This is a genomic window from Streptomyces sp. NPDC093261 (assembly GCF_044753645.1).
GTDB lineage: Bacteria > Actinomycetota > Actinomycetes > Streptomycetales > Streptomycetaceae > Streptomyces.
Window position 1 is genome coordinate 1 of sequence record NZ_JBIVNO010000032.1, and the last position, 13,259, is coordinate 13,259.

A 13,259-nucleotide genomic window follows, 5' to 3' on the forward strand; every position below is an offset into this window, starting at 1 on the left:
ACCGCAGCCGACTGGCCGCTGTCACCGCCCAGACTGCAATCTGAAACGAACGACGCCTCACGTGGCGAAACGTGAACTCAAGACCAGATCACTAGTGCTGTGACCGCACAGGTTCCCGGGTTGCGGGGGCATGCTCGGAGAGCACGCCGAGCAGCGAGAGGGGGCCGATGATAAGCGGTACGCGTGTGGAGATCAGAATGACGTCATGGAGCCAACCAGCCAGATCATCGTCGCTTTGGACTGTGACAACCGCGCGGCCGCTCAAGACATCGTCGATCAGCTGGGCGACGGGTGCCGCTTCTACAAGGTCGGACTGGAGCTCCTCACAGCGGCTGGGCCTGAGTTCATCAAGCACCTCGTCGCCCAGGGCAAAGAGGTGTTCCTGGACCTCAAGCTCTTCGAGATCCCGAACTCCGTCGCCGGTGCCGTCCGTGCGGCAGGAGCCCTCGGCGTCTCCATGGTGACCGTGCACAGCATGGGAGGCACGGGCATCATGGCTGCCGCTGTTGATGCGGCTCGCGATTTCCCGGAGCTTCGCGTCCTCGCTCTGACCGTCGTCACCAGCATGACCGACTCCGACCTCGCGGACATCGGTGTCGGTGTTTCCGCCGAGAGTCAGGTACTCCGGTTGGCCGGCCTGGCTCAGCAAGCTGGATGCCATGGCGTGATCGCCTCGCCGCAGGAAGTCTCCGCCTTGCGAGGACTGCTGGGTGGCGGTGCTTTGATTGTCACGCCTGGGGTTGCTCTGCCCGGTGGCTCTCCCGGTGAGCATGCCCGTCCTGGCACGCCACGGGCTGCCATTGCCGCGGGCGCCTCACATGTCGTCGTGGGACGGACGGTCACACGCGCCATGGACCCGGCATCCGCACTTCGCCTTGTCCACGGCAACCTACAGCTGCAGTAGAGGAACTTTCTGACCACGGTTGGTCAGGCTGCGGCTTCCAGGGGGCGTCTGCCCCAGCGGATGCCCTTCACACTGCGGATGCGGGCGCGTTCACGGCGTTGGGCGGCCAGGACGTCGAGGTGGCGGGCGTTGGCGTGGCGCCGGCGCAGGTAGCGGTGCAGGGCCTGGGCCTGCGCGGGGTGGCTGCGGTGGTGGGAGTTGGCCAGGGTGAACTGCCGCAGCGGACCGAAGTGCGCCTCGATGGGGCTGGCCCAGGAGGCGTAGGTCGGGGTGAAGCACAGCTCGGCCTTGTTCTTCTTCGCCCAGCGGCGGATGGCTGAGCCGGTGTGGGCGGAGAGGTTGTCCAGGATGATGTGGATAGGGGCGCCGTCGGGGCGGGCGGCGCGGATCGACTTCAGTGCGGCCAGGCTGTTGACGGTGCTTTTGCGGCGGCGGTTGACGCCCCACAGGCTGTCGTCGCCGATGGAGTAGCAGCCGTGAAGTAGGTGACGCCGTGGGTGCGGCGGTAGGTCGCCGGTAGTCGGTTGGGCTTGCCCTGCTTCGCCCAGCAGGAGCCTGCGGTGGGCCGGATGCCCAACGGGCCGAACTCGTCGAAGGCGAAGACCCGGTCCGGAAAGCGGTCCAGTACCTGCTCGATGCGGTCGAGTTTGGTGGCGCGCTCGGGGTCGGGGGATTCCTTCCACGTCTTGGTGCGCTGGAAGGTGATGCCTCGGCGCAGGAGCAGGCACCGTAAAGCCTCACGGCCGATGCGGATGACGCGGCCGTGCACGCGGCGCAGGTAGGCGGCGAGTTTGCGGATCGACCACCGGGTGAAGGGCTGGCCGAGCTTGGTGGGGCGGGTGATGGCCGTCTGGGTGACGAAGTCCTCGTCGTCAGGCATGAGCAGACACCCCATGACATTCGAGGTCAAGCGGCCTGGAGGGGGGCGTGGTGCGACCAGGCGGTTGCTTCGTCCTAGAGGGTACGGGATGGAGACAGCCGTGGAGGATGCCGCCGAGCCGGTTCCCGCCGGCGGACGTCGGCAGCATCATCGCCCGGCGATAGCGCACCGAGCTCGTACGGCCCCGGCGCACTATCTGCTGCAGCTTCTGCCCCTCCGGATCGGTCGGTCTGCGCACCCGCGCAGGCGGCCACCACACCTCCAGCGATCGAAACGAACGTCACCGCCCATCCAACTGCTTCAACCGCCAACCCGGGGAACCTGTGCGGTCACAGCACCAGTCGAGCCAACTGCACCCACCCCGCAGCGCGCCCCGGCTCCGTCTGAGCCGGCGGTAGGGATTTCCCGCTCAACCGTGACTGACGCGTGCTCACTGATACGAAGTCGGCACATCGCACTCCAGTGATGAGAGCGGCTGGTTTCAAACGGTCTGGCCGCACCTATCGCGTCGTCGCGGATTGTTCGCCGAGTAGGGCCGGATTGCCGGGCGTGGCTGTCTGCGGGCGTGGTCGGTCTGACGGCGGTGGGGCCGGTGGTGCTGCCATCGTTCGTGGCGCGGCCGCGGTGCGATGGGGGCGTGTTGTCGACATCGGTCGTGGTTTGTGTACGCCTTTGCGGCTCAGAGCGTGATGTCGGCTATGCTCGCCTGGTGCCCACCGTGTCTGTTATGTCGGCTTCTTTGGTTCCCGCCGGGATCGATGTGGTGACGCGGTATCTCGACCTTGCCGGTGTCTGCTCGTGTGCGCTGCTGGGTGGTGCTGTGGCTCGCACGGCGGGCCTGGACCTGTTCGGGTTCTTGGTGGTCGGCGTCATCTCCGGCCTGGGCGGAGGTGTGATCAGGGATGTGCTGCTACAGCACGGCACACCGGTGGCGCTGACCGACTACGCCTACCTGGCGGTCGCCTTCGCCGGTGCCGCGGTCGCTTTTGTGATCCGGGTCAGTGAACAGTCCTGGATCCGGCTTTTCACTGTGCTCGATGCCGCGGTGATCGGGTTCTGGGCGGTCGCGGGTGCCAACAAGACCTTGGCGGTCGGCCTGGGCTGGCTCCCGGCCGTCATGCTGGGCACCCTCACCGCTGTGGGCGGTGGCGCCCTGCGTGATGTCATCCTCGGCCGGGTGCCTGCCGTGTTCGGCGGCAATGGCCTGTATGCCACTGTCGCCCTGGTGGTCGCCGCGGTCACGGTGCTCTGCTCGTACCTGGGGATTCCAGGGGTCGGCATCGGCCTGGGCGTCGCCGTGGCCTTGGTCTTCCGGCTCACTGCCGTGCACTTCGGCTGGAACCTGCCCAGCGGCCTGGACTGGCAGCCCCGTTCCCAACTGGCCTCGCTGATGCGGCGCCGCTCTCGTCCCGCCACCGGCCCTGGGGGCAAGTCGTCGCGCAAGGAGGAACCGTGAGCGACAGTGCCCGCACGGTGCTGGCCGGCCTGGAGTCCATCCGCTCCGATCTGGAGGACCTCTACAAGGACCTGCACAGACACCCCGAACTCGGCCTGCGCGAGCACCGCACGGCCAAGAAGGCGTCCGCTGCCTTGCGGGGCTTCGGTTACGAGGTCACCGGCGGCATCGGCGGGACGGGGGTGATCGGGGTTCTGGCCAACGGCGAGGGGCCGGTTGTCATGGTCCGTGCCGACATGGATGCCCTGCCGGTACGTGAGCAGACAGGTCTGCCCTACGCTTCCACCCTCACCGTCACCGGCGAGGACGGCACCGAGCAGCCCGTGATGCACGCCTGCGGACATGATGTGCATGTGGCCTGCCTGATCGGCTGTGCACGGCTGATGGCTCAGGCCAAAGACGCCTGGCGGGGCACTTTCGTGGCGCTCTTCCAGCCCTCGGAGGAGAACGGCGACGGCGCCCACGCCATGATCAACGATGGTCTGACGTCCAAGACACCCCGACCCGACGTGGTCCTCGCCCAGCACGTCCTGCCCTATCCGGCCGGTTACGTCGGCACCCGCTGCGGACCGTTCCTGTCGGCCGCGGACAGCCTGCGCATCACCGTCCACGGCCGGGGAGCACACGGCTCCATGCCCCAAGCCGCGGTGGACCCGGTGGTGACGGCCGCCATGATCGTCGTGCGCCTGCAGACCATCGTTTCCCGGGAACTGGCCGCCACCACCCCCGCCGTCGTCACCGTAGGCAGCATCCATGCCGGCACCGGCCCCAACGTCATCCCCGACACCGCCGTCATCCAGGTCAACGTCCGCACCTACGACGACGCCTCGCGCACCCACGTCCTCAACGCCATCGAGCGGATCGTCAACGCCGAGTGCCAGGCCTCCCAGTCGCCCAAGGCACCCCGGATCGAAAAGATCACCTCCTTCCCGCCCACGGTCAACGACGAAGCCCCGACCCGGCGCGTCGCCAACGCATTCGCCGCCCACTTCGGCGACGACGCACACACCATCGACCTGCAGACCGCCAGCGAGGACATGAGCGAGATCCCCAAAGCGTTCGGTGCGCCGTTCACCTACTGGGGCATCGGCGGCACCGACCCCGACCAGTACGCCCAGGCCGCCGAAAACGGCACGATCGCCCAGGACATCCCGGTCAACCACAGCCCCACCTTCGCCCCCGTCACCCAACCCACCCTGGACACCGGCGTCAGCGCCCTGACCGTCGCAGCCCTCGCCTGGCTCGGCACCTGACACCACACGCAGTTCTCCCCGTCCCGCCGCTCACTGCGCCCTGGCGAATCCGTCTCGTAGGTCACTTCCGCTGGTAAGCCCTCGGCCATGACGCGCACCGACTGTGGGTCTTGGCCAAGGCTTCTCCCGCAGCCGGGGCAGACGATCGCCGTCTGCATGGGGTACATACCCATCTCGCTTCTCCTTTGGCCGGCGCCGAGTCACAAGCGCCGCAGCGAGATCGTCAACGCCCTCACCCGGACTGCGGCGCGCGCCGCCGTCTACGGCCTCACCACCGTCGGCCTGATCGCCTTCGGCATCGCCGTCCCGCTACTCGCCCTCGGTAACCTGCCCGCCGCGCTCGCTCTCTTCACCGCGGCCGGCGCCGCCTGGGGCCTGGCCCGCGTCTTTGTTCTCCGCCCCTGACGCCTTCCGCCCCATACCCCCGCCCCCGTCCCGGCCCAATCGCCGAGGGCACGGGGGCACTGCTGTGCGGGCCCCTACAGGGAGATGGCGATCTGATCCACGTCGGTGAACTCCACGCCCAGGCCGCGCACGCGAGTGTTGTTGGCGCGGAAGTACATCCGTGCGAAGTCCTCGGCCGTGATCTGGTCGAACTGCTACTAGATGGCGTCCGGCTCCCGGTCGGACGGCGTAGACCTGGTGGAGCACCTGGATCGTGTTGCGCTTACGTCCAGCTCGGTGACGGCCCGTGAGGGTCCCCGTACGGCACTGGTCGGCCGGTGAAGGCATCCAGGAGGAGGCGGTCACCGAGCGGCTTCGACAGCTCGACCTTCACGCTCTGTTCGGTCATGCTGGCGGGGCAGGGGCCGTCCTTTTCCCCCGCTATGGAGGCGTACAGTACTACGCTCTCGCTCGTCTCCAGCGCTTTGACGACGGGTCCGTCGTCGCAGGATCCACGAGTGGCTTTCACCGTTATGGAGCGACCACCTGCCGATGTCCCGGCCAGCCGGGCGACGCTCCTTAGACCGCCGGCAGCCCCTTGCCGAGCTTGCCCGATCGGCGACTTGGGAAGCTTTGAGGGGGTGACGGCGATCCGCTTGAGCGGGGTGTCGTAGCTCTCCAGTGTGAACAGCCATGCGGGTACGGTCGCGGTGCCGCGGCTCGTCACGATCGTCGCTGTACCGAGCCGAGCCCCAGTCACGGTCAGCCGGGGTCCGTCACTGCGGTTGAGGGCGAACGACTGGTACGCCTTCTTTGCCCCGATCAGTGGGCGGGTGAGAGTCTTCCCGTTCCCCCAGTCCACCGTGCCGAGCACGGGGGCAGTGCTGGGCAGATCGCCACTCAGGACGAAGTTCTTTGTCTCGTAGGCTCTCTCGTCCGCCTTGCTGCGCCAGCCGGATGCCGGCTTCTGCACCGCGTCGGCCATCGGGTAGTAGCCCTGCATCCAAGCAGTGGCGGCCGCAGACGCCCGCCAGGAATCGGCTACTTGACGGGCGCGCTCCTCCTGTATACGCAGCGACTGATCGTTCGCATGACCATCGCCGGCGCGCTGATCATTGCCGCAACCACCAAGGAAGCCAATGCTCAGGAGCGATACCAGCAGCAGGCTGAAAGAGCGCTTCACGTGCGTATGCATGGAGTCCTCTGCGGCGGTCGACGACGGATTGGCTACTGAAAACTAGGGTGCGGAGATACATCAGCGCTGGACGCTGATCCCACTCCACACCTTCGACGTGCAGGGGGGCGTCCGGGTTCACTCACAGCCCTTCTCGCCGCCTGCTGCATCCGCGTTCGCGCCGCAGACGGCGAGAGATGGTCTGTGGCCGAGGGGCTGTCCCGCAACTCGGGGCGACGCTTGCCGGTGTCCAATTCGAACCGACTGGGTGGTTTGCTGCCGAGCCGGACCAGGGCCGGATAAGTCGGTCCGGCGGCGGTGACCCGCTGGCCTCTTCGTCGAGTTACGGAACAACTCTTAGTAGACCTTCAGGCCTTCCCAGGAGAGCACCTTGTATACCGGCTCGTAAAAGCTGGAGCGGTCAGTCTGGCCGTCGGAATCCCCGCAGGGCTGGTCGGCATAGCTGCCGCCCGACAGGATGCCCAGAGCCGTCTCATCGCTGAAGAGGGGCCCGCCGCTGTCACCATGCACCGAGCAGTTACTCGCCTCGATCATGTGGCGGAGCGTGGTGCCGTCGGTATAGGTCACCGTCGCGTCCGTCGCCAGCACCATGCCCACCAGGTCCTGGCTCACGGTCCCCACGCGCTTCACCTTCTCCCCCTCGAACGCAGAGGCGGAACGCGAGATCTGCCCTTCAGAGCCGTCTTTGTACTGGATCGTCCCATTGGGTGTGACGTCGCTGTTGGTGTACTCCACCACCCCGTAGTCGGACTGATCCGTGTCGTTCCCGTAGACCCAGTTGATGGCTCGCCCGAGGGGAATGTCCCCGCTCCTGCGATGCCAGGTGACGGCGCCGCCCCCCATGCAGTGGCCGGCGGTGAGCATGTACTTCTTACCGCTGGCGTTCTGCACGTTGAACCCGGCGGTGCAGGTGGTGACCCAGTTCGTCCCACCGGAGGTATATTCCGATGTTACGCCCAGGCCGCCGCGCATAGCGTAGGCGGTCGATTTCGATCTTGCCAGAGTGTTCGGTTATTTTGACCGCGTCTCCGTACCTGGAAACCGCCTTCTCAATTCGAGACCTGTCGGCGTCGGAAACCCCGTCGTAGATCTGTACGTTCACCCGGTTGCTGATCTGGTCGGTGCTCCAGGCAGTGTCGCGTATCCCTGCCAGTTGATCCAGCTGCGCCTTGGCAGAGCCGAGCTCGGCCGTGCTGTGTGGGACGACCTCCGCTACCGCCCCAGCACTTCGCACGGTTTCTGCCGCGGCCTGATCGGTGACGGCGACAACAAGTCGTTCGTTCCGGTAGTAGATGCCGACTGTGCGCTTATTGCCCAGCTGATCGGCGATCGCTGCCGCCTTGGCAGGATCGGTGAGTGGTGCCGGGGCTGCCTGGGCGGCGGTCAGGGTGGTGAGTGTGAGTATTCCGCTGGCCGCCGCCGCGGCTTCCCCCGGTACGCGTGATGACGTCTTCGCACGTAAGCCCCCTGCTTTCCGAAGTCGGAATGCGTTCCTGGCGATCAACGCTCCAGGCGAGGCTGGTCAGCGGATTAACAATTGATGAATTGGACATGGCAATTCCGCTTATCAGTGAATGTTGGCCTGAATTCACGAGCTGCGGCCGGAAAAGGCCCCATCAATAAAACGTCTCGGTCCACGGACGGCGAGTGAGACGCTACTGAACATGATTGAGTGATGTCGGGGCCCGCCGCAGGGTGGTAGGGCCGGCTCGCGCCTTCCCGGTGTGGCCGGAGGACGAGGATGCTCGCGTGATCCGAGACTTCCCGCCGTTGCCGGTGCCCCAGTACGCCGTGGTCCGTATCGGCTGCTCCTCAGGCCTTGCCATGCGGGTGGCCTGGTCGATCTCGGGTGGTCCGGCGAAGGACTGGCCGGCGAGGGCAGTCTTGCGGAAGATGCGCCACCAGCCTTCCTGGAGGTTGAGCCAGCAGGCGCCGACGGGGATGATCCACCTATCTGGTGTCCCCGGGCCTGTATCCGGAACGCGGATCCGGCTCGGATTCGTCACGCTGCGTCGAAGTCCGACCGGGGCCGTACCTCCACAATGAAGTCCGGCTCCTCGGTGCTGTCCTCCTCGTCGTGCCAGAGGAAGACCCGCACGTGCATCGCGTGGCGGAGGCCGATGCTCTCCCACTCGGTCATCAGGTCGCCGACGATCCGGCCGATGGCTAGCTTGGCTCCCTCGGCCGAGTCGGGTGCGGTGATCGCTCCATGCCAACGCTCGGCGTCGCCGTAGGGGCGCCATCCCTCGGAGCCGTGCGGCTCGAACACTCGGTACACCCAGTCCGTCTCGGTGCCCATGCGTCGATCCTGTCACCATCCACTACCATGCTCAGCAGCCGATCCATCGCTGGCTGCGACTGCCGCAACGGTGGTAACGCCCAAGATCACCCATTGGCCGCGTCTATGGCGGGATTCTTCGGGTCATCGGGCCGGTGACTGGTAGGAGCGCAAGGGCGAGGCGGCTTATGAAGCAGGCTGCTGACGGCGAGGGTTGGGCGCTGTCTGATGAGTCGATCTCGGTGTCTGCCGCGTTCGAGGGCACGGAGGCGATCGCTGAGGCCCGCGCTTACGCCCGATCGTTTCTGCAAGATCTTCAGGCCGTGCACGGGGTCCCGGTGTCAGGGCGGGCGATGGGCAATGTGCAGCTGGTGGTGAGCGAGCTTGTGACCAACACCCAGAAGTACGCCCCGGGGCCGTATCTCCTGACGTTAGAGGCCGATGAAGGCGCCGTCGGGGTGACTGTGTGGGACAGCGAACCCCGGCTACCCATGATCCAAGGCCTCGATCCGGTCCGGGTGGGTCAGCACGGTCTCGAGATCGTCGTGGCGCTCTGCCGGAGCTTTGAGGTGCACCGCGAACCGGTGGGCAAGCGCATCAGGGCAACAGTCGATCTCGTCGGGGACCCCATCGGAGACGTGGCCGACCGCGCGTTGTGACCAGGTCGCCGCCATCTCGGGGCGGCAATCGGTCCGGCGAGGCCGCCGCGATCCTGCCGCGCGACACTGATCTTGGACAGCAGCTTCAGCGCGATCCTTCCGTTCTGTCCGCTTGCCGCTCACCAAACCGAGCGGCTGGCTCGGCGCTGACGCCATACCCGGCTGACCAGCCGTAACGCACGCCGCGGGGCCGATCGGCGCCCGCCTGGAGACTTGCCCTTTCTGGTACGGCAGTGCTCGGCGGTGCACCACGTCATCCGAGTTGGTGCACCGCTTCCTATTGCGCGTCATGGCTCGCCGTGAAGGCGGTCACCGGGAGTTCGGGTGACCGCCTTCACGGCAGCGTGTCCCCTCCAGCCCGGGCGACGTTGGCAGATCGGCCCGGGGCTGCCAGACGTAGCGGACGTCCGGCTCTCGCTCATCGTTGCGCCGCCCGTCCGTTCGCTCGACCTCGACGAAGCCGTGCCGTTCGTAGAACCGCTGCGCCGCTTTGTTCACCTGGAACGTCCACAGCGCCGGCCCGTCTGGCCGGCGCTGCTTGGCCAGATACATGAACCGATCGCCCAGTCCTCGCCCGCGCCACGCTGGATCAAGGTAGAGCTGCTTCAGCTCCGCGGCGCTGAGCGCCATGACTCCCCCCCCACGCTGTTCTCGGTGACCGCCACCCAGGTCTCGTACTGCGGCACCAGCACGCGTGCGTAAGAACCAGTCCCGCACCTCGGCTTCCTCGACAGCGCACTGCCCTTCGCGGCCGACGGCTATCCAGTGGAGCTCGTCGTCCTGGCCGTACGCGCAGCCGACAGCCGTCTCGCCACCGCCCTGCGTTACGCCCGGGCGCTGCAGATCGGGGGTACAGGCCGGTTCACCATGCGCTCCGGGCACGACACCTGCTTCCACGCGCTTACGGATATCGTCGCCGCCGCCGAGCGGCACCCGCAGATCGCGGCCATCACCGTGATCCGCTGTGACAGGCAGGCCTTGCTGCGCCACGAAGCCGACGGCTCCGGCCGGGCATCGTGGGCGCTGGCCGCGGAACGGATGCGCCCGTACACCGAGCAGGAAGCCATGGCATTCCTCCAGCTCCACCAGGCGCTGCGCCGGGCGCTTCCCCGGCACCGGGGCGAACTGGACGACATCGCCGCGCTCGCTCGGCCTCTGATGCCGCCTCGCATGCAGCCGGCCCGCATCGACCGGCCGCATCCGTCCGTGGGGGCCCTGCCCGTACGGCGGCAGACCGCTGGCTACGACTCCTTGAGCTCTCTCAGCCGGGCCGCGTAGACGACAGCGATCCGGGCCGCCTCCTCCGGATCGGCGGTCGCCAGCTGCGCCTGGTCAGCGAGCGCAGCCTCACGGCCCGCCTTCAGCGCCTCGATCCGTTCATCGTCGGGCACGGGTGCACGGCGTTCCGCGACGAGCTGAGCGCTGTACCAGCCCACCACCTCCCGCACGATGTCGTCCGCCTGCTGATCCTCGCCCCCGCCCACGCCGGAGAAGTCGGGCTCCTCTGGTGTGCCGACCATGGCACCCCCTTCGAAATCTGATCTTGAACGAGGGGCCATTGTCCTCCCGGCCCACTCCCCCGACTCCGTACCATCCCGGCCTCCCGGGCCATGGACAGGCCTGAAACCACCGCCACCCAACCGGGCCACGCCCCCGGGAGCGACTCCCCAAAATCCCCCAGGACGGGCATAGGTTGAACTCCCAGTGATCATCTATCGGGGGTGGACGTGACCGGCGGCCGTGATCTGAGGGCCCTGTTCAGTACGAACGACCGCACGGTGAGCGCTGAAGAGGCGTTCGCCAACCGGCAGGCGCAGTGGAATCTGGTAGCCGATGCGCTCGCTGAGCACCTGCAGCGGATCTCCTCCCCCGGTTTCGACCTCGAAGACCTCGAAGCGCCGCGGAACAACGTGATCGTCCTGCACGGCGTCGGCGGAATCGGCAAGAACACCCCTGTCCCGCAAGCTCGAGGCATCACTCGCCGACGCCGGACAGCGCCCGCCTCAGTGGGGTGAGCCCGGCTGGCCGGACGGACGGATCCTGCCCGTCCGGATCGACCTCGCCCGCTCCGGCCGGCACCGACTTCGAGCAACTGGTCCTCACGATCCGGCTCGCCCTCGCCGACCGCGTCGGACGCCCACTGCCCGCCTTCGACCTGGCCCTGCGCCGGTACTGGGAGGCGAACCACCCCGGCGATGGGAGGCGAACCACCCCGGCGAGCCGATCGAGGAATACCTGCGCCGCGGCGGACTGGCCGCACGATTCGGGCAGTCCCTGCCCGAACAGATGCAGTCCGCGCTCGGGGAAGCCGCAGCCCGGCCCCGGAGCCGGGCAGGGCGAGCGGGCGTGGACCAGGGCGGCTGGGAGCCCGAGCCGGCACGGAGCCGCCAGAGGGGATGGCCTCGGGCGGCGGGCCGGAAAACGCGGGTGGTGCACCGTGCAGCCGCTGCGTCGACGGGCGGTCACAGCGTGTGCGGGTGTGACGATAGCCCCGCTGATTGATGATTGGGACGGCCATACCGGGAAACGCGGATGTCGACGCTCCTGAGCGCCGCTGATGGACGGAGGCCACCCGTGAACACCGATCCGATGGCCGACGACGTCTACCAGCCGACCGAGAACGACGTACGCGAAGAGGACGCCGCACGGCTGGACGACCTGGAGGACGCGGTCGAGGAACCGAGCTATGACGAACTCCTCGACGAGGGGTACTCCCCGCCCGAGAAGCCGCTCGGCGTCACCAAGTACGGCACGACCGCGGCCGAGCAGCGGGCGGGCGAGAGCCTCGACCAGCGGTTGGCCCAGGAGGAGCCGGATGTACGGGAGCCGGAGGGTGACGGGGTGGGCGACCTGCCCGGCGGTGACGGCGAGCTCATCGACCCGGAGGCGGGTGAGGCGCGCGCCGGCCGCCTGGTGGCCCCGGACGAGGGCGCACATCCCGACACCGAGAAGGACGAGGTCGCCTACGACGTGGGAATCGACGGGGGAGCGGCCAGTGCCGAGGAGGCCGCGGCCCACGTCACCGACGACGACTTCTCACTGCCCGACGACGACCCCATCCCTCCGGACGATCCCCTGCTGTACCAGCGCCCCCGGCGTCGGCACCGGCAGGGCTGAGGAGTCAGTCCCGCAGACGGTCGGTCTGCCGCAGCTTGTTCGTCGCGTCCAGGGCGGCGACCTTGTACGACTCCGCGAGCGTCGGATAGTTGAACACGGCGTCGACGAGGTAGTCGACGATGCCGCCGCAGCCCATCAGGGGGGCATGAGCGGGTTCCTTCGCTCGGCGGGAAGGCTTGGGGCCGGGCCGGGCCGCGCGCTGCGGCGAGGGTGACGGTGCGGGGCGTAGTGCGGCCGTGACCGGTCGCTCACGGGACACGAGAGGAAGTCGTGGGGCGCGTTCCCGGCTGTCCTGACCGTCACGGATGGCGGGGTAAGCGGCGGGGGAAGCGGCACAACCCCCACTCCCCCGGCTCAGGCAGCGGCACGGCAGGCATGGCATGGCCTGGCCTCCGCAGGACGGTGACCACCCGTCGCGGTGGATGCGGCCAGGTCACAGCGACGGCGGTGAGGGCGGGGCGCCGGAGCGCCTGAGGAGCCGCCGCGTGGCCGAGGCGGCCCGTCAGGGGGTGGCCGGTCAGGATTCAGGCGTGGCGCCCACGCTGTTGCCGGTCCCGTTCTCCGCGTCTGCGCTCTTGGTGTCCGTAAGCGTGCTGCGGAAGGCATGCCAGGCGCAGGCCTCGATGCCGGCGAGTACGGCCAGCGCCCCGTAGAGGCTGGTCCAGATCCATGAGTCGTGCCGGGGAATATCGCCGTCGGTCACACTGCGGCCGACGGCGTTGACGAGCTCAGGCCTCGCTGAAGAAGGCGCTCATGCCTTCGACGTCCGACAGGTAGCTGTCGATGGCGGTGATGCGGCCGCATTGGGTGGTCAGCACGGTCGCGAGGTGTTCGTCGAGCCTGCGTCCGTCGGGGGCAGTTGCCGTGTTGCGGAGCGAGAGGGCGGCGCCATGTGCGCCGACGAGCACGTGCAACAACTCGGTGTGCAGTCCCTGCCCAGCGATGTGCCGGGCTCTGCCCACGACCGCATCCTTGCCACGGATAGTGCCTGAGATGGTGCCGGTTCCCGGCATGGTCCAGGTGACGTCGTCGGCCAGCAGGCCGCTCAGCCTCTCCCAGTCCCGGGCCTGGAACTCGGCCAGGAAGCGATCGGCGACCGTCAGGTCGGCACTGTTCTCGGACATGATCTCCCC

16 protein-coding genes and 3 pseudogenes are annotated in these 13,259 nt (G+C 67.8%); 8 read left to right on the top strand and 11 right to left on the bottom strand.

Annotation, left to right across the window (positions count from 1 at the left end; all coding sequences use genetic code 11):
• The first annotated feature begins 205 nt into the window (after nt 1-205).
• Entirely contained in the window at nt 206-904 is a 699-nt protein-coding gene (gene pyrF / locus ACIP94_RS36575) for an orotidine-5'-phosphate decarboxylase (RefSeq protein WP_402435856.1), read from the top strand.
• A gap of 23 nt (nt 905-927) precedes the next feature.
• On the opposite strand, the pseudogene ACIP94_RS36580 reads toward pyrF, so the two are convergent.
• Together ACIP94_RS36580 and ACIP94_RS36585 are read right to left on the bottom strand one after the other, a co-directional pair.
• A pseudogene (locus ACIP94_RS36580) lies at nt 928-1,787 on the bottom strand (IS630 family transposase); the annotation flags it as partial.
• 112 nt (nt 1,788-1,899) lie between these two features.
• Nucleotides 1,900-2,043, bottom strand: a pseudogene (locus ACIP94_RS36585) (IS630 family transposase); the annotation flags it as partial.
• Nucleotides 2,044-2,349: 306 nt separating this feature from the next.
• Between ACIP94_RS36585 and ACIP94_RS36590 the strand changes: the two are divergent.
• The 3 genes from ACIP94_RS36590 to ACIP94_RS36600 all read left to right on the top strand — a co-directional run bounded on the left by ACIP94_RS36590 (nt 2,350) and on the right by ACIP94_RS36600 (nt 4,898).
• Entirely contained in the window at nt 2,350-3,240 is an 891-nt protein-coding gene (locus ACIP94_RS36590; protein WP_402435860.1) for a trimeric intracellular cation channel family protein, read from the top strand.
• Nucleotides 3,237-4,493, top strand: coding sequence for a M20 family metallopeptidase (locus ACIP94_RS36595; RefSeq protein WP_402435863.1), 1,257 nt, complete (start codon nt 3,237-3,239; stop codon nt 4,491-4,493). Before ACIP94_RS36590 ends, ACIP94_RS36595 begins: the two co-directional genes overlap by 4 nt.
• Nucleotides 4,494-4,649: 156 nt before the next feature.
• Nucleotides 4,650-4,898 carry a hypothetical protein gene (locus ACIP94_RS36600; RefSeq protein WP_402435866.1) on the top strand — a complete coding sequence of 83 codons (249 nt, stop codon included), beginning with the start codon at nt 4,650-4,652 and terminating at the stop codon, nt 4,896-4,898.
• A 262-nt stretch (nt 4,899-5,160) separates the two neighbouring features.
• Here ACIP94_RS36600 and ACIP94_RS36605 read toward each other — a convergent pair whose 3' ends face one another.
• The 4 genes from ACIP94_RS36605 to ACIP94_RS36620 all read right to left on the bottom strand — a co-directional run bounded on the left by ACIP94_RS36605 (nt 5,161) and on the right by ACIP94_RS36620 (nt 8,371).
• Entirely contained in the window at nt 5,161-6,072 is a 912-nt protein-coding gene (locus tag ACIP94_RS36605) for a hypothetical protein (protein WP_402435869.1), read from the bottom strand.
• A gap of 336 nt (nt 6,073-6,408) precedes the next feature.
• Nucleotides 6,409-6,963: a S1 family peptidase gene (locus tag ACIP94_RS36610; protein ID WP_402435871.1), complete on the bottom strand. Its 555-nt coding sequence runs from the start codon at nt 6,961-6,963 to the stop codon at nt 6,409-6,411.
• Nucleotides 6,944-7,576, bottom strand: coding sequence for an alpha-lytic protease prodomain-containing protein (locus ACIP94_RS36615; protein ID WP_402435874.1), 633 nt, complete (start codon nt 7,574-7,576; stop codon nt 6,944-6,946). The genes ACIP94_RS36610 and ACIP94_RS36615 overlap by 20 nt, the downstream gene beginning before the upstream one ends.
• A gap of 498 nt (nt 7,577-8,074) precedes the next feature.
• Nucleotides 8,075-8,371 carry a hypothetical protein gene (locus ACIP94_RS36620; protein ID WP_402435877.1) on the bottom strand — a complete coding sequence of 99 codons (297 nt, stop codon included), beginning with the start codon at nt 8,369-8,371 and terminating at the stop codon, nt 8,075-8,077.
• A gap of 167 nt (nt 8,372-8,538) precedes the next feature.
• Between ACIP94_RS36620 and ACIP94_RS36625 the strand changes: the two genes are divergently transcribed.
• On the top strand, nt 8,539-9,009 hold the full coding sequence (locus ACIP94_RS36625; RefSeq protein WP_402435880.1) for an ATP-binding protein: 471 nt from the start codon (nt 8,539-8,541) through the stop codon (nt 9,007-9,009).
• 309 nt (nt 9,010-9,318) lie between these two features.
• On the opposite strand, the pseudogene ACIP94_RS36630 reads toward ACIP94_RS36625, so the two are convergent.
• Nucleotides 9,319-9,710 (bottom strand): annotated as a pseudogene (locus ACIP94_RS36630) (GNAT family N-acetyltransferase); the annotation flags it as partial.
• A 37-nt stretch (nt 9,711-9,747) separates the two neighbouring features.
• Between ACIP94_RS36630 and ACIP94_RS36635 the strand changes: the two are divergent.
• Complete coding sequence (locus ACIP94_RS36635; protein WP_402435948.1) at nt 9,748-10,287, top strand: zeta toxin family protein; 540 nt, start codon at nt 9,748-9,750, stop codon at nt 10,285-10,287.
• On the opposite strand, the gene ACIP94_RS36640 is transcribed toward ACIP94_RS36635, so the two are convergent.
• Nucleotides 10,251-10,529: a hypothetical protein gene (locus tag ACIP94_RS36640; protein ID WP_402435883.1), complete on the bottom strand. Its 279-nt coding sequence runs from the start codon at nt 10,527-10,529 to the stop codon at nt 10,251-10,253. The two genes, ACIP94_RS36635 and ACIP94_RS36640, sit on opposite strands and share 37 nt — an antisense overlap.
• Before the next feature lie 201 nt (nt 10,530-10,730).
• On the opposite strand from ACIP94_RS36640, the gene ACIP94_RS36645 reads away from it, so the two are divergent.
• Together ACIP94_RS36645 and ACIP94_RS36650 are read left to right on the top strand one after the other, a co-directional pair.
• Nucleotides 10,731-11,024 (top strand): hypothetical protein, encoded by a 294-nt coding sequence (locus ACIP94_RS36645; RefSeq protein WP_402435885.1) that lies wholly within the window; start codon nt 10,731-10,733, stop codon nt 11,022-11,024.
• 559 nt (nt 11,025-11,583) lie between these two features.
• Nucleotides 11,584-12,126 carry a DUF5709 domain-containing protein gene (locus ACIP94_RS36650; RefSeq protein ID WP_402435888.1) on the top strand — a complete coding sequence of 181 codons (543 nt, stop codon included), beginning with the start codon at nt 11,584-11,586 and terminating at the stop codon, nt 12,124-12,126.
• Nucleotides 12,127-12,130: 4 nt separating this feature from the next.
• On the opposite strand, the gene ACIP94_RS36655 is transcribed toward ACIP94_RS36650, so the two are convergent.
• The 3 genes from ACIP94_RS36655 to ACIP94_RS36665 all read right to left on the bottom strand — a co-directional run bounded on the left by ACIP94_RS36655 (nt 12,131) and on the right by ACIP94_RS36665 (nt 13,250).
• Nucleotides 12,131-12,262, bottom strand: a complete 132-nt coding sequence (locus ACIP94_RS36655; RefSeq protein ID WP_402435950.1) for a hypothetical protein — start codon at nt 12,260-12,262, stop codon at nt 12,131-12,133.
• Between the two features lie 381 nt (nt 12,263-12,643).
• Nucleotides 12,644-12,829, bottom strand: a complete 186-nt coding sequence (locus ACIP94_RS36660) for a hypothetical protein (protein ID WP_402435890.1) — start codon at nt 12,827-12,829, stop codon at nt 12,644-12,646.
• 25 nt (nt 12,830-12,854) lie between these two features.
• Nucleotides 12,855-13,250 carry a nuclear transport factor 2 family protein gene (locus tag ACIP94_RS36665; protein ID WP_402435893.1) on the bottom strand — a complete coding sequence of 132 codons (396 nt, stop codon included), beginning with the start codon at nt 13,248-13,250 and terminating at the stop codon, nt 12,855-12,857.
• Nucleotides 13,251-13,259 lie beyond the last annotated feature (9 nt).

What these genes read in the sequence shown, in the direction of transcription:
- ACIP94_RS36600 (WP_402435866.1), top strand. Translation starts at nt 4,650, where the DNA reads ATGGGGTACATACCCATCTCGCTTCTCCTTTGGCCGGCGCCGAGTCAC.
- ACIP94_RS36655 (WP_402435950.1), bottom strand. Translation starts at nt 12,262, where the DNA reads ATGGGCTGCGGCGGCATCGTCGACTACCTCGTCGACGCCGTGTTCAAC.
- ACIP94_RS36620 (WP_402435877.1), bottom strand. Translation starts at nt 8,371, where the DNA reads ATGGGCACCGAGACGGACTGGGTGTACCGAGTGTTCGAGCCGCACGGC.
- ACIP94_RS36625 (WP_402435880.1), top strand. Translation starts at nt 8,539, where the DNA reads ATGAAGCAGGCTGCTGACGGCGAGGGTTGGGCGCTGTCTGATGAGTCG.
- ACIP94_RS36640 (WP_402435883.1), bottom strand. Translation starts at nt 10,529, where the DNA reads ATGGTCGGCACACCAGAGGAGCCCGACTTCTCCGGCGTGGGCGGGGGC.
- ACIP94_RS36605 (WP_402435869.1), bottom strand. Translation starts at nt 6,072, where the DNA reads ATGCATACGCACGTGAAGCGCTCTTTCAGCCTGCTGCTGGTATCGCTC.
- ACIP94_RS36665 (WP_402435893.1), bottom strand. Translation starts at nt 13,250, where the DNA reads ATGTCCGAGAACAGTGCCGACCTGACGGTCGCCGATCGCTTCCTGGCC.
- pyrF (WP_402435856.1), top strand. Translation starts at nt 206, where the DNA reads ATGGAGCCAACCAGCCAGATCATCGTCGCTTTGGACTGTGACAACCGC.